12 protein-coding genes are annotated in these 19,153 nt (G+C 59.9%); all 12 read left to right on the top strand.

Annotated features, from left to right (window positions below):
* Positions 1-45 precede the first annotated feature (45 nt).
* Positions 46-600 carry a regulatory protein RecX gene (locus OHL22_RS16960; RefSeq protein ID WP_263339928.1) on the top strand — a complete coding sequence of 185 codons (555 nt, stop codon included), beginning with the start codon at positions 46-48 and terminating at the stop codon, positions 598-600.
* Between the two features lie 161 nt (positions 601-761).
* Positions 762-2,438: a GMC oxidoreductase gene (locus OHL22_RS16955; protein ID WP_263339927.1), complete on the top strand. Its 1,677-nt coding sequence runs from the start codon at positions 762-764 to the stop codon at positions 2,436-2,438.
* A gap of 137 nt (positions 2,439-2,575) precedes the next feature.
* The gene (gene alaS, locus OHL22_RS16950; RefSeq protein ID WP_263339926.1) at positions 2,576-5,707 is read left to right on the top strand and encodes an alanine--tRNA ligase; all 3,132 of its coding nucleotides are present in this window, start codon (positions 2,576-2,578) and stop codon (positions 5,705-5,707) included.
* Between the two features lie 243 nt (positions 5,708-5,950).
* The gene (locus OHL22_RS16945; protein WP_263339925.1) at positions 5,951-6,550 is read left to right on the top strand and encodes a DUF4142 domain-containing protein; all 600 of its coding nucleotides are present in this window, start codon (positions 5,951-5,953) and stop codon (positions 6,548-6,550) included.
* A gap of 110 nt (positions 6,551-6,660) precedes the next feature.
* Entirely contained in the window at positions 6,661-8,886 is a 2,226-nt protein-coding gene (locus tag OHL22_RS16940; RefSeq protein ID WP_263339924.1) for an N-acetylmuramoyl-L-alanine amidase, read from the top strand.
* A 43-nt stretch (positions 8,887-8,929) separates the two neighbouring features.
* Positions 8,930-9,763: a biotin--[acetyl-CoA-carboxylase] ligase gene (locus OHL22_RS16935; protein WP_263339923.1), complete on the top strand. Its 834-nt coding sequence runs from the start codon at positions 8,930-8,932 to the stop codon at positions 9,761-9,763.
* A gap of 88 nt (positions 9,764-9,851) precedes the next feature.
* Positions 9,852-12,284, top strand: a complete 2,433-nt coding sequence (locus OHL22_RS16930) for an ABC transporter permease (protein ID WP_263339921.1) — start codon at positions 9,852-9,854, stop codon at positions 12,282-12,284.
* Positions 12,285-12,319: 35 nt separating this feature from the next.
* Positions 12,320-13,018, top strand: coding sequence for a formylglycine-generating enzyme family protein (locus OHL22_RS16925; RefSeq protein ID WP_263339919.1), 699 nt, complete (start codon positions 12,320-12,322; stop codon positions 13,016-13,018).
* A gap of 28 nt (positions 13,019-13,046) precedes the next feature.
* Complete coding sequence (locus OHL22_RS16920) at positions 13,047-13,910, top strand: type III pantothenate kinase (RefSeq protein ID WP_263339917.1); 864 nt, start codon at positions 13,047-13,049, stop codon at positions 13,908-13,910.
* Between the two features lie 69 nt (positions 13,911-13,979).
* A complete protein-coding gene (locus OHL22_RS16915) occupies positions 13,980-14,678 on the top strand; it encodes a hypothetical protein (RefSeq protein ID WP_263339915.1) in 699 nt (232 codons plus the stop codon).
* Between the two features lie 21 nt (positions 14,679-14,699).
* On the top strand, positions 14,700-15,995 hold the full coding sequence (locus OHL22_RS16910; protein WP_263339913.1) for a class I SAM-dependent RNA methyltransferase: 1,296 nt from the start codon (positions 14,700-14,702) through the stop codon (positions 15,993-15,995).
* A 171-nt stretch (positions 15,996-16,166) separates the two neighbouring features.
* A complete protein-coding gene (locus OHL22_RS16905) occupies positions 16,167-19,094 on the top strand; it encodes a ComEC/Rec2 family competence protein (RefSeq protein ID WP_263339911.1) in 2,928 nt (975 codons plus the stop codon).
* The last annotated feature ends 59 nt before the right edge of the window (positions 19,095-19,153 follow it).

The following is a 19,153-nucleotide window of genomic DNA, read 5'->3' as shown; positions in this document are numbered from 1 at the left end:
AGGGCTGAAAGCCCGCTCTAAACTGATCTCTCTGTGTGAACGCTTATGCCCTTTGGCCGCACTTCAAAACGAACAGATCCACTCGACGAACCCACCCTCCACGAGTACGCTCTAAAATCCCTCGGCCGCAAGATGCGCTCCGAAGCCGAACTCCGTCGCCTCATGCAATCCAAAGTAGAGCCCGGCGAAACCGGCTCCGCCAAAATCACCCGCGTCCTCGCAAAACTCAAAGAATACGGCCTGCTCAACGACACAGCCTTCGCCGAAACTTACGCCCGCCTGCGCCAGGAAAACGAAAAATTCGGCCCGCGCCGCGTCCGTCAGGACCTCGCGCAAAAGGGCGTAGCCAAGCCCATCATCGAAGAGACCATCGAAGCCCGCTACGAAGCCGTAGACGAAGAAACCCTCGCCCGCCAATACCTCGACCGCAAGCGCCTGCGCAAACCCGAGAATGAAAAAGAAACCGCCCGCATCCTGCGCCGCATGGTAGGAGCAGGTTTCTCCACCAGCATCATCTACAAAGTCCTGCGTCAGTGGAATCTACCCGAGGAGTCCTTGTCCGCCATTGAAGGCCTCGATGTGGAAGCCTCCGGGGAATAAGACGAGCGCATCCGTCGCCATAGATCGCTACAGATCGCCATAGTAGGATGGAGTAAGACCATTGCCCGGTAAACCGGTTCGGTTTTGGGCCAATCGAGGCGTCTCTTCAAGAGCGTTTTCGTTGCGAGATCATCTCCAACCTGTTCCCCCCACGGGTGCTCATGATCGAAGAAAGTCTTTCAGACAACAAGGTTTGGGAGCTGTGTATCGTCGGCTCCGGACCTGTGGGCATGGCCACGGCGCTCGAGTGCGAGAAGCTCGGCCAGGATGTGCTGCTTCTCGAGGCTGGCGATGCCTCGTTCGACCCATCCGCCGCCAGTGATTCGCATGCAGAAATCGTCGATCCCGACCGCCATGCACCGATGGAGATTGCTGTCTGCCGGGCGCTCGGCGGAACCTCCTGGACCTGGGGTGGCCGTTGCGTTGCCTACGATGACGTGGACCTGATGCCGCGCGAGTTCGTGCCCAACGCGCCCTGGCCAATAAGCCATGGCGAGATTCGTCCCTGGTACCAGCCCGCGACGGACTACCTGTTTTGCGGCGGAGACCGTTTTGAAATACCGCTGGGAAGAAAGCTGAGTGGTGGATTGACGTTGGACTGGGTCGAGCGATGGGCTCGCGAGTCCAGGGTCATCCTGCTCCATCGCGAACGCCTGCTTGCATCCAAGCGAATCCACATCAGCTTGAAAAGCGTCGTTACGCAGATCAATCTAGGCCCGCGCAACAGCGTGGGCGAGCGGCCGCTCCAGAGCCTTACGGTAAAGACGCCAAACGGTGATGCTACCGTGCGTGCCCGCCGCGTCATACTAGCAATGGGTGGAGTGGAAACCACCCGCCTGTTGCTCCACACCCAGCAGCAATGGCCTGAGCTGGGCGGTGGTATTGATGGCCCGCTGGGCCGGTACTACATGGGCCATATCTCGGGGAAGATTGCGAGCATCCTCTTCAACGATTCCAAGACGGTCACCGATCTGGACTTCAAGCTCGACAGTACAGGCGCCTACATCCGTCGGCGATTCATGCTAACCGCGGAGACGCAGATACAGCATCGCGTTCTCAACACGGCATTCTGGCCTGACAATCCTGCCTTTTACGATCCCAGCCACAAGAGTGGAGTTCTGTCCTCGGTCTTTCTCGCGCTCGCTTTTCCGCCGACCGGCCGGCGGCTTTTGTCGGAAGCCATTCGCCTCGCACACACCGGACCACGGCCATACCGGCTCGGAGCACATCTGCGCAATGCAATCCTCGGCGCTCCGCGCGGCGCGGTGGATATCTATCGAATTCTCCGTGATCGTTTCATCCGCAAGCCCAAGAAACCCGGATTTCTGGTTCCCAATGCGGGCAGAAAATACGCCCTGCACTATCACGCCGAACAGGTGCCCGATCCGGAAAGCCGGATCAGCCTCAGCAGCGAGCGAGACTCGTTCGGCCTGCAACGCGCGCAGATTGATCTCCGCTTCACCGAGCAGGACGTTCAGAGCGTTCTGGACTCTCATGCACTGCTCGACCAGGCACTGCAATCTAGCGGCATCGGACGCCTCGAGTATTTCTACGAGGGCCAGGATTTACGCAAGAAAGTCTGGGCTCAGGCAGCGGACGGCTTCCACCAGGTAGGGTCAACCCGCATGGGAACAGACCCGGCTCAGAGCGTCGTCGATCCGGACCTCAAAGTGCACGGCGTCGACAATCTCTACGTCGCTTCGAGCAGTGTCTTCCCAACGTCGGGCCAGGCCAACTCTACACTGTTGGCCGTAGCCTTTGGATTGCGGTTGGTTCATCACCTCCACAATTCAACTCATGAGTTGTCTACGGCTGACCACGCTTCACAACCAGCCTGACCGCAGCTTTCGCACGATCCGGCCGCACAACCATTCATCTGCGGCCACCCTCCTCTCACTCCTCCGTTCCTTCTCACTCGAATTCATCCGGCCTGGAATGACATCCTTCCCCGGGCGCCAATTACACTTGAATAGCCATGCAATACCGCTCAGGTAACGAAATCCGCGAGACATTTCTGCGCTTTTTTGAGTCCAAGGACCACCGCCGCGTAGCCTCGTCCTCACTCGTCCCGGCCAACGACCCCACGCTGCTCTTCGCCAACGCCGGCATGAACCAGTTCAAAGACGTCTTCACCGGCGCAGAAAAGCGCGACTACACCCGCGCCACCACCTCGCAGAAGTGCGTCCGCGCCGGCGGCAAGCACAACGATCTCGAAAATGTCGGCTTCACCCGCCGCCACCACACCTTCTTCGAGATGCTAGGCAACTTCAGCTTCGGCGACTACTTCAAGCACGACGCCATCGCCTACGCATGGGAGCTCGTCACCAGCCCCGAGTGGTTCGGCATCGATAAAGACAAGCTCTACGTCACCATCTTCGAAGGCGACCCGGCCAACGGCGTCCCGCGCGATGACGAAGCCGAGCAGTACTGGATCGAAACCGGCGTCCCCAGAGAGCGCATCTTCGCCATGGGAGCCAAGGACAACTTCTGGCAGATGGGCGAAACCGGCCCCTGCGGCCCCTGCTCCGAAATCTTCTACGACATGGGCCTCGAAGCCTCCGAATCCACCGGCCCCGACGGCAAGCCACTCGACCTGCCCTTCCCGCAGGACGAAGCCCGCTACGTCGAAATCTGGAACCTCGTCTTCATGCAGTTCGACCGCTCCGCCGCAACCGACCCACTCGGCAAGACAATCGGCTACAAGCTCACCCCACTACCTAAGCCCAGCATCGATACCGGCATGGGCCTTGAGCGCACCGCCGCAGTGATTCAAGGCAAGCTATCGAACTTTGAAACCGACCTCTTCACGCCACTGATCCTTCGTGCTGCTGAACTAACGAATTTCAAATTCGATGAACCCAATGAGAGTAGCCGTAGATCGGCAGCGCTAGTAGAACCGTTAACAGAAGAATTTTTGCAACAAGTCAGATTGCATCAAGCTCTTCAAAGCGCCAGTCTTCGCATCATCGCCGATCACGCCCGCGCCGCGACTTTCCTCATCAATGATGGTGTCCTACCTTCCAACGAAGGCCGCGGCTACGTCCTGCGCAAAATCCTCCGCCGAGGCATCCGCCACGGTCACTTGCTAGGACAGGAACAGCCATTCCTGTTCCAGATGGTCTATGCAGTGCGTGATCTGATGAGTTGCGCATATCCTGAGTTGATCGATTCAGCTGATCGAGTTGCAAAGATCGTCGAATCGGAAGAGAGGCAATTTGCCCGAAGCTTGTCACTCGGGCTCGACGAATCTGAGCCTGAAGTGAACGAAATTAAATCGACACAAACGACCCTTGATCCAGCCATCTTTGGAGAGATTCAAAATAAGCAGAGAGAACTCGTAATCTCATTACGTGACAAGGTCTTTGAACTGCGGAATTCAGGATTCCAAACTCTCCCACTCGAAACTGCGGAAGAATACATAATCCCTTCGCGATCATCCTTAAATGCCCCCGCCAGTGCAGCGGATTACATAAGTTCTTCGCTCGCCTCACCCGGCCTGCCTGCAAGTTGGGTGCAAACAATTTCTGCATCGGGTGGTTTAGTATCGCCAAATCTTGCCCAAATGCCTCACCGGCCTAAGAGTTTCTGGCTGGGGGAGCAGGCCTTCCACCTCTATGAAACCTTCGGCCTCCCACTAGACTTCATGGTCGACGCCGCCCGCGACGCCGGCATCGCCTTCGACTCCGAAGGCTTCGAACGCGCCCGCAGCGAAGAACAAGCCCGAGCCCGCGCCTCCTGGAAAGGCGGCGCAACCAAAACCGCCAGCCCAGCCTTCCGCGATCTGCCCAAAACCGACTTCCTCGGCTACGCCCAGCTCATCGCCAAAGACGCCGAAGTCCTCGCCATCGTCAAGGACGGGGCAGGCGTCCCCGCAGCCAAAGCCGGAGACTCCGTCGATATCGTCCTCGACCGCACCAGCTTCTACGGCGACTCCGGCGGCCAGATCGGCGACACAGGCCGCTTCACCTCGCTCGACGGCAACCTCACCGTCGCCGAAATCATCGGCTGTGTCCTGCCCGTGCAAGGCGTCCGCGCTCACAAAGCCATCCTCAAACAGGACATCTCCCTCGGCGACCGCGTTAACACCGTCGTCGACGGCGTCCGCCGCGACGCCATCAAGCGCAACCACACCGGCACCCATCTGCTCCACGCCGCGCTGCGCCAGGTTCTCGGCACCCACGTCAAACAGGCCGGCTCGCTCGTCGACCCCACGCGCCTCCGTTTCGACTTCAGCCACTTCGCCCAGGTTGCCCCCGAAGAGCTCGAAGAGACCGAGTCCATCGTCAACCGCGAAGTCCTCGCCAACGCCGCCGTCGAAACCCTCGTCGACGTGCCCATCGACGTCGCCGTCAACGAGTTCCACGCCATGGCCCTCTTCGGCGAAAAATACGGCGACAAAGTCCGCGTCGTCCGTCTCTCCGACGGCTTCTCCACCGAACTCTGCGGAGGCACCCACACCGCAGCCACCGGCGAGATCGGCCTAATCAAAATCACCGGCGAGGGCTCCGTCTCCTCCGGCGTCCGCCGCGTCGAGGCCATCAGCGGCACCGGTTCGCTCGACGCCTTCCGCCGCGACTACGCCGTAGCCCAGGTAGCCGCACAGGTGGCTCCTCCGCTCCCCGCGTCGTCAGGAGCGTCAGCCCCGGCCGAAGCCCTGCGCCTCAAACTCTCCGAACAGGAAGACGAAATGAAGCGCCTGCGCCGCGAACTCGAAGAGCTGCGCATGAAGTCCGCCGCATCCACCCTCGACGCCGCGCTCGCTTCCGCCGTCGAAGTCAAAGGCGTCAAAGTCGCCACCCTGCGCGCCGACCAGCTAGACCGCGGCCAGCTCCGCACCCTCGTCGATAACCTCAAGCAAGGCCTCGGCGAAGGCGTCGTAGTCCTCGGCTCAGCCCAGCCCGAGGGCAAAGTCGCCATCATCGCCGGCGTCACTCCCGGCCTCACCAAACGCATCCAGGCGGGCAAGCTCGTCGGTGCAGTCGCAAAGCTCGTCGGCGGCTCCGGAGGCGGCAAACCAGAAATCGCAGAAGCGGGGGGCAAGGATCAAGCCCAGCTCGGCGCAGCCCTCGCCGCAGCCCCCGGCATTGTCGGCGAACTACTCGCCTGACAATCTCGCAAAGCAAGAGCCTTCTGTTGTTTAGAAGGCTCTCGTCTCAATGATCGACTGTGCAAGATTGCTCAGGCCTTTCGTCTGGCGCGAGGCAAACACCACCCTGACGGACAACTTACTCGCCACTCTTCCCTTCCCATCAGGAGGAATCACAGGAATCAGTATCATGCTCACCTGTGCGTTAGAGGAGTAAGAGGAGTAGTCCCTATGAGCGTTAGAGGAGTAAGAGGAGTAGTCCCTATGAAAAATCAGTCTTTATTGCGCTTTGCTACCGTTCCAGCTGCTTGTCTGCTGGTAGCCACGGGCCTCATTATTGTTCGTGCCTCAGCCTCGTCATCATCATCGGCAACCGACACCGACAAAAAATTTGTCACCGAAGCCCTGAAAGGCGGGATGGCCGAAGTCTCGCTCGGCCAGCTCGCGGCGCAAAAAGGAGCAAGTGAAGACGTAAAAGCCTTCGGCCAGAAGATGGTCACAGATCACTCCCGTCTTGGCGACCGCATGAAGGTCGTAGCCAGCGACATCGGCGTTTCTGCGCCCGACTCTACAACGCTTGGCGATACCGCTGAAAAAGCCAAGCTCGAAATGCTCTCAGGCAAAACGTTTGACGATGCCTACATCAAGGCCATGGTCAAGGCCCACGAAGACGACCTGAAGGCTTTCCAGCAGGAAGAAGCCGACGGCACATCTCCGGAAGTAAAGCATGCAGCCCGCGAAGGTGCGGCAATGATCCAGTCTCATCTCGACATGATCCGTAAGATTGCTACCGCCCACAACGTCGACAACTCAGCCTCTTACCATAAACCGTCGCCCTACGGCAGCTTCGCCCATGGTCGCTAGACACACATCACCCCTGGCAGACGGGAGTGCGCTATCGTATTCCCGTCAGAGCCCCCTCCCGCCAGCCACACTCGGTCCAGCGATACAATCAAGTTGAGACGATTGCGGCGATGCCTATCTCCCCCGCCATGCCGGCAGACACAGGGACGGCATTTTGCCGCGCGGGCTCTGCCGTGCCAATGTTTCATTTTCCCCGAGCCTTCAGGCGGCCCCATTCGCTTGCCGTTGTTCTTTTCCTCGCGTCTTTAGCACCAGCATCCGCGTTTGCCCAGCACCGTACACATCGCGAACGCACCGTTGATCCCTGGGAACACGCAGTCCAGCTACGCGACAAGCTTGAGGCTCTACCGCCAGAGCAACGCACGCGAGATCGCTATGAAGAAGTTCTCGAAGCCTTCCGCGCCATTTACCACGACAAGCCCGGAGTATCGAAAGCTCCCGCCGCAGTCGCAGCCGTAGCCGACCTGCTCGCAGAAAAAGGCCGTGTCCTGCACGATGCAAAAGCCTCGCGTGACGCACTCGGCCAGTATGAATTTCTCAGGCAGCAATATCCTCAAAGCCCGCAGGTCGATAACGCCCTGTTGCTTGAAGCCGAAGTCTGCCGCCAGGATCTAAATGACACTGGCTGCGCCAAGGAAAAACTCCGCCAGGTCATCCAGGAAATGCCCGACACATCGTTCTCGGAGCAGGCTCAGCTTGAGCTGAAACAGATGGAGGGCCAGCGAACCACCACCCACCGCAGCGACAGAGCCTCGGTGAAGCGTTCGCGTCCGGAATCGCAGCCACAGGTAGCGCAGCAGCCCCGCGAAACCACTCCCGCACCAGCCCCCACGCCCATCCCCGCAGCACAGGATCAACCGGTAGAGTCGCAGCAAGTCGATACCGTAACCCACAGCTCCGGCAAGCCCGTTCTCATCACCGGCATGCGTCACTGGTCCAACCCCACCTCAACCCGCATCGCCATCGATCTAGGCGGCAAAGTGGAGTACGAAGCAGCGCGCGTGCCCAATCCCGACCGCATCTTCTTCGATCTTCACGGCGCACGCCTCGCGCCCGGTCTCAACGGCAAAGAAGTCCAGGTCATCGACGACGGCTATCTGAAACGCATTCGCGCCGCCCAGTTTCAGCAAGATGTAACACGCGTCGTCCTCGACATCACCGATGTCAGCGGCTACTCGGCGTTCCTGCTGCCCAACCCATGGCGTCTCATCATCGACGTACACAGCGATAAATCGGCCAACAAACTCGCTGCCTCCAACGCAAAACCAGCGCCGCAGGGCGACAATTCCGTAGCCGACGTAGCCGCGCTCAGCACCGAGCCTGCCAAGATCCCCGCCACTGCCGGCCCTACAGCAAAGCCAGTCGCCGCGCGCGTCCCATCCAGCCATCCGTCTGACGCAACGCCAAGCCCCAGCGAAGACGCCTCCGCGTCAACGGCTTCATCCACGCCAAATACAGCTACGCCCGACTCGAAATCCCGCAGCAAGTCTCGCCGAGGAACGAAACCAGATAGCAATTCGGAAGAAGCCTCCGTAGCTCACCCTGCCGACCCAACCTCCGACGGTGAGCGATCCCTCGTGCGTGCTCTCGGTCTCAAAGTGGGCCGGATTGTTATCGATCCCGGCCACGGCGGGCACGACTCCGGTACCCTCGGCCCCGGCGGCATTGAAGAGAAAGATGTGGTCCTCGACGTAGCCCTCCGCGTCGGCCGCCTGCTGCATGATCAACTCGGCGCGGAGATCGTCTACACGCGCGACACCGACACCTTCATCCCGCTTGAAACGCGCACGGCTATCGCTAATAAGGCGCAGGCCGATCTCTTCCTCTCCATCCACGCCAACTCCAGCCCCGAGCCCGATGCCCGTGGCGTCGAGGCCTACTACCTCAATTTCACCTCCGACCCCACTGCGCTCGACGTTGCCGCGCGTGAAAATGCAGTGTCCACCAGTGGCGTCCATCAACTCTCCGACCTCGTGCGCAAAATCGCCCTCAAAGACAAGATCGACGAGTCCCGCGAATTTGCAGCTGACATCGACACCGGCCTCTACGACGGCCTGCGCAAAGGCAATCCCGGACTCAAAGATCGCGGTGTCAAAAAAGCTCCCTTCGTCGTCCTCATTGGCGCGCAGATGCCCTCGGTTCTCGCCGAAATCAGCTTCCTCACCAATCCCGATGACGCCGAGCAGCTTCGCGAACCCGAATATCGCGAACGCATCGCCAAATCTCTCGTTGACGGAGTAGAGCGTTATCTGCGCGGACTCAGCGGCACGCGCCCGCATGCCTCCGACAAAGCCCTTGCATCTACCCCATCGACAGGCAATGGTTCAGGACAATAGCCGTCAGCATTGCCTGACTGCATATCTAAAAGAGAACGCACACTTGGCTCCAGCTATACAAGGCCCTCGCGACTTGGACCCACGCGCGATTGATGCCGCACTCACCGGCACGCCCTTCGCGGGACAGATGCACCACTTCCCCACCATCGGCTCCACCAACACCCACGCGCTCGAACAAGCCCGCAATGGCGCACCGCATGGCAGCTTCTACGTCGCCGACGAACAGACCGCAGGCCGCGGCCGAGGCGGCCATCACTGGCACTCCAATGCAGGCGACGGCCTCTACGTGAGTGTGCTGTTGCGCCCGCAGATCAACACTTCCGGCCTCATCTGGATACCCCTCATCACCGGCCTCGCCGCTCATCGAGCAATTGAGAAAACAACCGGCCTCATCGCAGACCTGCGCTGGCCCAACGACCTGCTCATGGGCCCGCGCAAAACTGGAGGTATCCTCGTCGAATCGCAGCTCGAGTCAGATCGCGTAAACGCCGTCATCATTGGTATCGGCATCAATCTCCACCAACAGAGCTTCCCACCGGATCTTGCCACACCCGCCACATCATTCGACCTTGAGCTCAAAAAACATGCCGTGGATACCACGGATAACATCGCAAGCCGTCAACTGCTACTGATCCACCTGCTCATTGCATTGCACGAAGAGTTGCTCGCTCTAAACTCAGCAACAACCGCAGCCAATATCCCCGCCCGCATCTCCGCTATCTCCACTTGGGTAAAAGGCCGTAGCGTCCACGTCCACGGCCCGCAGGAGTGTACCGGCATCACCGCCGGACTCGACGACCACGGCTTCCTCCAGGTCCGTACCGAAAGCGGCCTTGTCCGCATCACCACCGGCGGCCTGCGCGACGCAGCAGGCTGAGCAAGCGGAAATTTTCCTTCGTCCTCACAAATTCACGGAACAACCTCACTCCAGCCGCCGTATTTCCGCTTGAAGCCAAGGGGGAACCATGAACGCAGATCTGCGTCTCGCCCTGCGCCAGTTGCGCAAAGCACCCGGTTTTGCCATTACAGCCGTGTTCACGCTGGCGCTCGCCATCGGCGCCAACGCCATCGTCTTCAGCGTCCTCAACGCGCTGGTGCTACGCCCGCTCAACGTTCCGAATCCCGGCAACCTCTTCATGATCGAGCGCGTCTTTGGCTCCGATACGGTTCCATCCCAGGCCTATCCCGACTACCGTGACCTCCGTGACCGCAGCAACAGCTTCGAATCACTCATAACCTACGACATCCAGGGAGGAATGGGCCTCGACACTGGCAGCGGAAATCCCTCCGTAGTCTGGCCCTATATCGTCAGCGGCAATTACTTCGACGCACTTGGCATCCAGCCATATCTCGGTCGATTCATTCATGCCTCCGACGAGCACGGCAAAGACAGCGCCCCCTTTATCGTCCTTAGCTATGACTATTGGCACAGCCACTTCGATGCCAATCCCGCCGCAGTCGGGCGCACGGTCCAGATCAACAAACATCCCTTCACCATCGCCGGTGTTGCGCCTGCCGGCTTTCGCGGCACCGAGCTTTTCTTCGCTCCAGACTTCTGGATGCCCATCGTCGATCTGCCGGGAGTAGCAGGCTGGGATCCCATCGAAGAACGCGGCGATCACTTCACCTGGATAATGGGACATCTGAAACCGGGCGCATCCCCCCAATCTGCAACCTCGGACATCAATGCGATCGCTGCATCACTCTCCAAGGCCTACCCAAAATCGGATGATGGCCTGAAGTTCGCTCTCTCGCATCCAGGGCTCGCCGGTAATACGCTTGGCAAGCCAACGCGCGCCTTCATGGCCGGACTCATGCTCCTCGCCGGTCTCATCCTGCTCGCAGCCTGCGCCAATCTCGGTAGCCTCTTCGCAGCTCGGGCCGCCGACCGGTCCCGTGAGATTGCCTTGCGAATGGCCCTCGGATCGCGCCGCAAATTCATCTTCCGCCAGCTCTTCACCGAAGCCATCCTGGTCTCGATCACAGGAGGCGTCCTGGGCATTGCAGGAGCCGTCGTCATCCTTCATTTCCTCAGCGCGTGGCGGCCAATCCCCAGCATTCCGATCAATGTGCCGGTCAATCCGGATATCAGCACCTACCTGCTTGCGCTCGCGCTATCTATCTTCAGCGGTCTGCTCTTTGGCCTCGTCCCGGTCCGCCAGGTGCTCCGTTCCGATCCGTGGCAGATTCTGCGCGCGGGCGGCACCAGCGTCGCCGGTCAAAGCCGCTTCACCCTGCGCGATATTTTGCTCGCACTGCAGATCGCCATCTGCGCCGTACTAGTCACCTCGTCGCTCGTAGCCGTGCGTGGCCTAGCCCGATCTTTGCAGAGCAACTATGGATTCCAACCGTCCGGCGTCATGCTCGTACATACCGACTTGCACATGGCCGGCTATGAAGGCGACCAGCAGGTGCAGATGCAGAAACGCATGCTCGACACCGCCGCTGCGATTCCGGGCGTCACCGCCGTCGGATACTCCGACCGTCTCCCGCTCAGCATCGGCGGCAATGACTCCAGCGTCTTCAAAGACGAAACCACCGACTTTCGCGGCGCCAACGCCGTCGCTGACGCGCAACAGTTCGATATCTCGCCTGACTATTTCCGCACGGCCCAAACATCGTTGCTTGCTGGCCGTACCTTCACGGAACACGACACGGACAAGACCCCTGTGGTAGCCGTCATCAATCAACAATTTGCGAAAAAAGTATTTGGTTCTGTGCAACAGGCCATCGGCAGCCACTACAAGGTCTGGGGAGGCAAGCGCGTCGAGGTCATCGGCGTCGTTGAAGATGGCAAATACGAAACCCTCACCGAAGATCCAAAACCAGCGATGTTCTATTCCTACCTCCAGCAGAAATCAGGTGAGGTCTGGCTTATCGTCCGGTCACAGCGCGAACCGGAAGAGATTGCTGCCGCATTGCAACGATCCCTGCGCAAGCTGGACCCCTCTATGCCCCTCGAAATCAGGCCCTGGAGCAGCGAGCTCGACTCCGCTCTCTTTGCCGCGCGCGTAGCCACCGTAGCCCTCGGTGTCCTCGGCATGCTCGGCGCAATGCTCGCCATCACCGGCATCTTCGGCATGGCCTCCTACACCGTCAGCAAGCGCCTGCGCGAACTCGGCATCCGCGTAGCTCTCGGCGCCAATCAGCGCAAAGTGCTCACCGCGGCATTGGGACGCGCCTTCCGCATTCTCGCCATCGGCTCAGCAGCAGGCATGGTCCTCGGCATTCTCGCAACCCGCGTGCTATCGTTCATCGTCTATCAGGCCACGCCACGCGACCCCTTTGTCCTCGGCGGGGTGATTTTCGCCATGCTCGGCATCGGTATGATCGCAGCCTGGATACCAGCCCGGCGTGCCCTTGCTGTCGATCCAATGATCCTCCTGCGCGAAGAATGAAGCCTATACTGCAATCGTAAGCAGCGAGCCTCGGGATGAAGATCCTTTCCATCGTCTTGATCGTGGCCGCATGTGCCATATCCCCACCGGCTCCGGACAAAACCGCGGAGCATCTCAGAATCAACCCCAAAGACGGCTTAGCCTATGTCTGGATACCGCCAGGCGTCTACTGGACGGGCTGTCTTACCGGCGACACCAATTGCTTCGGCTGGGAAAGAAAGAGGGCTGAAATCAAGATTGCTGAGGGATTCTGGATCGGGCGCACGGAGGTCACCCAGCTCGCCTTTCAGCACATCATGCACGCCAATCCCAGCTTCTACATCGGCATGCAGCTTCCAGTCGACAGCGTAAGCTGGCCGGCTGCGCGAACCTATTGCGCCCGGATCGGCATGCGCTTGCCAAGCGAATCCGAGTGGGAATATGCAGCCTATGGCGGAGCAACAGAGCCTCCAAGGCAGCCGCTTTCCACCATTGCCTGGTATGACCCCAACAGCCAGGACACGACCCACCCCGTCGGCCAAAAACTTCCCAACGGATACGGCCTGTTCGATATGCTGGGCAACGTCATGGAGTGGGTATCGGATATCGGCACCGCCCCTGAGGGCAACCGGCTGCTGAAGGGCGGTTCATTTTTCAATGCCGCCCGCGCTCTGCGAATCTCAAATCGCCTCGGAGCTCCCGAGGACCTGCGCCATCGCGACGTCGGATTTCGCTGCGCCGCGAATCAATGGTGAGTCGCCAACCTGCTAACCTGTTCCTCGTATGCTGCTAGCGCTCGACGTAGGAAATACCAATACCGTCCTCGGCCTCTTCAACCTCGACGGCCCAAAAGCTTCAAACACCCTGGCTGGCCACTGGCGTGTATCTACACACCGCACGCAAACCGCCGACGAATACGGCGTCCTCTTCACCAACCTCTTCGAGATGCACGGCCTCGCAACCTCGCGCGTTCGCCACATCATCATTTCGTCCGTAGTTCCCCCGGTCGAAAGCACCCTGCTGCAGGTATGCGAACGCTATTTCCACCTGAAACCGTTGTTCGTCGAGCCTGGTATCAAGACAGGCATGCCGGTGCTGGTAGATAATCCCTCCGAACTAGGCGCCGATCGTCTCGTCAACTGCATCGGAGCCTTTGAAAAATATGGCGGCCCGTCCATCGTCGTAGACTTCGGCACCGCAACCACCTTCGACGTCCTCTCCGCCAAAGGTGAATATCTCGGCGGCATCATCACCCCCGGCCTCGGTATCAGCGCAGACGCTCTCTTCAGCCGAGCCGCGCGCCTCGGACGCGTCGATATCCGGCGTCCCGCAAAGGTCATCGGCACCAACACCGTCGCTCACATACAAAGCGGCCTCTATTACGGCTACATCGGTCTGGTCGACGGCATCCTCGAGCGCATGATCGCCGAGATGCAGCAGGACCCTCGCAGCGGCCTCGCGGTCGATACATCTCTTCCCGAAGCCTCCATCAAAATCCTCGCCACAGGCGGCCTCGCACACCTGATCGCGGAAGACTCACGCTACATCTCCACCATCGACGACATGCTCACGCTCGACGGCCTGCGTCTCGTCTTCGAGCGCAACCAGCCCGCGCCAGATAAACCACAGCGTCCTAGAAGACGCTGAGCAACTCTCAAATCCACAGGCCCACAACTCGACGCCACCCCGTCTCTTGCACGAATCTATAGCAGTACCGTGCAGAACTACTTCAATTACTTCACCGAAATCGAAGAGCACTTCCAGCGCCGCCGCGGCAGCCTGCTGCTGCTCTCCACGCTCGACTGGGCGCTCATCGAAACATGGCGCGAATCCGGCATCCCACTCGAAGCCGTCCTGCGCGGCATCGACAACGCCTTTGACAAATACGACGCGCGCCAGCAAAAAGCCCGCATGCGCCGCGTCAACGGCCTCGCCTGGTGCGCACAGGCCGTCCTCGAAGCCGCCGGAGAGATGGTCGATGCAGCTACCGGCGTTGCTCCAGAAAAACGGCCCACTGATGCTGGTTTCGAACACCAGCGAATCGCGCAGCATCTAAATGCCTCAGCCCATACACTGAAAAACGCAGCAGTCGCCCCAGAAATCACGCAATCAATATCCGCAAAACTCGACGCGCTTTCCCACGAAATCTCCACAAAAGCAACCGTCAGCCTTGAAGATCTGGAGCGCGAGCTCGCAATGCTGGAAGATAAGCTCTTCGCCACACTCACCACGCACGCTCCCGAAGACCTCCTGCTACGCTTCAAGACCGAAGCAGCCCGCGACCTCGCCGCCTATCGCAGCCGCATGAGCGCCGTGCAACTCCGCCAGGTCGAGCAGCAGTTCGTCCACAAGCGCCTGCTCGAACACTACAGCCTGCCGCGGCTTAGCCTGTTCTATATGAGCCAGGCCTCGTGAGCCAGATATCGTAAGACGCAGATGAAACTCCATACAGAAAAATCGGTCTACGGTGGCGACTGTCTCGCCCGTCTCGACAGTCAGCAGACCGATGGCAAATCCGCAGGCAAAAAAGTCTTCGTTCCCCTCACACTTCCCGGCGAAACCGTAGAAGCCCGCATCCTCGAAGACAAGCGCGCCTTCGCCCGCGCAGAAATCGAAACCATTCTCAGCGCTTCACCCAATCGCATCGAGCCGCGCTGCCCTCATTTCGGCATCTGCGGAGGATGCCAATATCAGCATGCCAACTATTCCACACAACTCGCCATCAAGCGCAGCATCCTGCGCGAAACACTCGACCGCGCCAAAGTTCCGTCACCTGCGGAGATTCATACGCTCGTAGGCTCCGAAGAGCAATCCTGGCGCTATCGCAACCGCATTCGCCTTGCCTTCATCCGAGACTCGACCCACGACGCGCAAGGCCGCACACAGGTCGGCTATCGCAGCCGTCGCTCCCACGATCTCGTGCCCATCGACGAATGCCCCATTGCCGCACCCATCCTCGTCGAATGCGCCCTTGACCTGGCCTCCGTTATCGATTCCAACGACCCTCGCAACGACCTGACGGAAAATGACCTGACCGAAGTCGAGCTATTCATCAACCACGACAACTCCGAAATGCTCGTCACATTCTTTCGCGTCCAGGGCGAGCCCATCCTGCGCAGCCTCCGTTTCGTACCTGTGGCAGGCTCTTCACGCCCAAAACTCGAACGTACAGACGCACAATCTCTCACTTACGCAGTCGCAGGCCATGAATACCGCGTCGACGGCGGAGCTTTCTTCCAGATCAATCGCCATCTCCTCGATCGCTTCACAACCCTCGTCACCGATGGCCTCACCGGCTCACTCGCATGGGATCTCTACGCCGGAGTTGGCCTCTTCGCGCGCCGTCTGACGCAAACCTTCAATATGGTTCACGCAGTCGAATCCGCACCGGCCTCGACCGCCGCATTGCAGCATAACCTCGCAGGCGCCAACAGCCACGCAAGCGCACTCACCACCCTCGACTACCTCCGCCGCAATCGCGAACAGCGCGAGCCGCGCCCCGATGTCATCGTCCTCGACCCACCGCGTGCCGGCCTCGGCGATGAAGTCGCCCATCTGCTCAACGCCATCGGTGCGCCTCAACTCGTCTACGTCTCCTGCGATCCCGCAACCCTGGCGCGCGACCTCCACGCACTCACCCGCGAGCGCTACCGCATCGAAGCCATCCACCTCGCCGACATGTTCCCACAGACCTTTCATCTCGAAACTGTAGTCCGCCTGCGCAGGATCTGAAGCCTGGCCTGATACAGTGTCAGCAAAGCCCAAGTCATTCCCAAAATCACTCACAGATCAAATACAGATGGGCGCATAAATTTCGCTTCACTTTCCTCAGATCCATTCGAACGCAACCTCTGAGCATCTTTCCAATGCGTGCTCTGAAAACTTGCGTCTATGAGGAGAAGTTTGCTCCCATCCGCCACAACGACAGCCCAGGCCGCTGCTATCACCCTCGCGCCGCTCTCCGTCCCCGAACCAACACTTCCGGCTATACGCCGCCAGCGCCGGTCAAAGTACATCCTCAACCCTGCACTCTTCGTCCCTCTTTTCTACGCCGCGCTGCTGTACATGGCCGGAATCGTACTGGCTCATCTCCACTACTTCCGCCCCGGATTGCTTCTTGCCAGTCTCGCACCCATCGTCGCAGCCGCAGCCATCTCCATCTCCAAAGCCCCCCGCATCGTCTGGCTACCCATCGCGGCGTTGTGGTTCGTTCTCGGCCTGTGGTCTGCCGAAACCGAGCCCGAGCCAGCCGCAAACCCCGTTATCCTCTCGTACTCCGACGGTCTTCTGCGCACGGTTGAGGGCTCCATAGTCAACGCCGAACCTATACGCAACAATCGCATCGATCCATCAATCATTGACCCATCGCTGCAAGATTCGGACTCCACTTCCGAGCCAGCGAGCAACAGCCAACGCACGCAGCAAGTTGACCTCGCAATCTCTTCGGTAGAAGCCATCTCCGATACAACAGACGCAATGCAGACTATCGCGGAAACGCCCTCCGCCAGAGTCCGCATCACCATCCACTGGCCTGCCACGCCCCATCCATCGTCCAGCCAGCCATTGGATAGCCTCCAATGCGGTCAACACATCCGCGCCGTCCTGCGCATGCTGCCACCAGACACCTTCCATGACCCGGGCGTCTGGAGCCTTCCCAACTACCTCGCCTCCGAACAAATCTCCGCCACGGCAACCCTCGTCGCCACCCAGCAGGACAACGGCGAACCTCGTCTGGTCTTGACCGGCGCACCTGCAATCAACTCACCGCCATGCTGGCTCAACCGCATGCGCACCACAGCAAGCGCACAGCTCGAAACGCTGCCGTTCCTCACCCGCAATCTATCGCCTCCGTTGCGCGCCACTCCTGAAGACGCAGCCATGCTCACCGCCATGCTTACCGGTGACCGCTCCTTCCTCACCCACAGCCTGCGCGCCGGCTTCGAGCGCACAGGCTCCTTTCATCTCATCGTCGTCTCCGGCCTGCATCTCGCCATCCTCGCAGGACTGGTGCTCTCACTCGCGCAACGGCTCCGCATCCCGCGTCTCGCCGCAACAGCCGTCACGCTCGCCATCACTCTCGCCTACGCGCTCTTCACGGGCTTCGCCATCCCCGCGCAGCGCTCCTTCTGGATGATCGCCCTCTACCTGATCGGCCGCCTGCTCTATCGCAGCCGCAGCCCGCTCAACGTCATCGGATTCGCCGCGCTCTGCGTCTCCGCAGTCAGCCCGCGCACTATCTTCGACGCCAGCTTCCAGATGACCTTCATCGCCGTAGCCGCAATCGCCGGCATCGCCATGCCGCTTCTCGAAAACACACTCCACGTCTGGTCCCGCGCCACCCGCGATCTCACGCTGATTTCCATCGACTCCAGGCTTCCGCCGCGCATCGCTCAATTTCGCGTAACATTCCGCCTCATCGCTCATCATCTCGAACACGCCACAAGCCACCACTTCGCGTGGAAGTTGTTTCCTCTCATCATCCGCGTCCTATGCCGCTTAGGTGAGCTACTCTTCGTCACTCTTACCGTAGAACTCGCACTCGCCCTGCCAATGGCCATCTACTTCCACCGCATCACTGCCTTCGCTCTGCCGGTCAATCTCCTGATCCTCCCGCTTCTCACCGTGATTGTCCCCGGCGCGATGCTCACGCTGCTCTTGCTCCTTGCACTTCCTGCGTCTGTATCGATCCTCGCCGCAATACCAGCTACGCTCTGTCTGGCACTACTGCACTTCAGCCTCTGGCTCGTCCACATCTTCGGCAGCTTCACGCTCGGCGATCTCCGTATTCCCCAGCCATCCTTCTGGCAAACCGCCGTCGCATTTGTTTGCTTCATCGCAGCATTGCAGCTCGCCCATGCGAAACAACTCAAGCCATTCATGCAACGCAAGCTCGCCTTCGTCGCAATGCTCGCCATGTCTCTTCTGGCCCTATGGCCTCGCGCCATCGACCACCCCGCAAACGTCATGCTCTTTGAAGCCATTGACGTCGGCCAGGGTGACTCACTCCTTCTCATTTCACCCGATGGCAAAACATTGCTCGTCGACGGCGGCGGCCTCGGCCTGCCATTTGTATCTGCCCATCAGGCAAATCACACAGAATTCGACGTTGGCGAAGAAGTTGTCTCCGCGGCTCTCTGGTCGCGCGGCATCCGCCATCTCGACGCCGTAGCTCTCACCCACGCTCACCATGACCACATGGGCGGCCTTCCAGCCATCCTGCGCAATTTCCATCCCAGAGAATTATGGGTAGGCAACAATCCTCCGGTTGCCGCCTACGAATCCCTGTTGCAGCAAGCCACCACACTCGGCGTACAAATCCACTCCCTGCACACAGGTGACACCATGCCCCTCGGCGACGCAACCATCCGCGTCCTTGCTCCCGAACTCAACTACCGTCCCGGCCCACAACCCGCCAACAACGATTCGCTCGTCCTCCAGGCCAGCTATCGAACCACTTCTGTCCTGCTCGCAGGCGACGCCGAAGCACCCGAAGAACACACCATCCTCGCCCACTCGAAAGCTATCCCAGCAACTAGCCAGGTCTCATCTCCGCTCGACACCAGCCTCCACAGCACCGTCCTCAAAGTCGGCCATCACGGCAGCGTAACCTCTACTCGCCCCGAATTCCTCTCCGCAGTCTCACCGCAATGGGCCGTCATCTCCTGCGGACGGCACAACCGCTTCGGCCATCCACGTTTCGAAATCCTGGAAGAGCTGCAAGCCGCGCACGTTCGCACACTGCGTACCGACACCGGCGGAGCTGCATGCCTCCTTCTCGACGGCCAGACCGTCACCCCAGACCCTGGCTGCCTCGGCGCATCTGAAAAATAAGCCTGGCTCGAAACCTGTTGCACCCCTCGGCACCCTGCCCCTTCGGAGATGGAACTGGA

The organism is Acidicapsa dinghuensis, from assembly GCF_025685685.1.
Taxonomy (GTDB): domain Bacteria; phylum Acidobacteriota; class Terriglobia; order Terriglobales; family Acidobacteriaceae; genus Acidicapsa; species Acidicapsa dinghuensis.
Note: the sequence above shows the minus strand (reverse complement) of the source record. Positions and strands in the feature narration are given on the sequence as shown.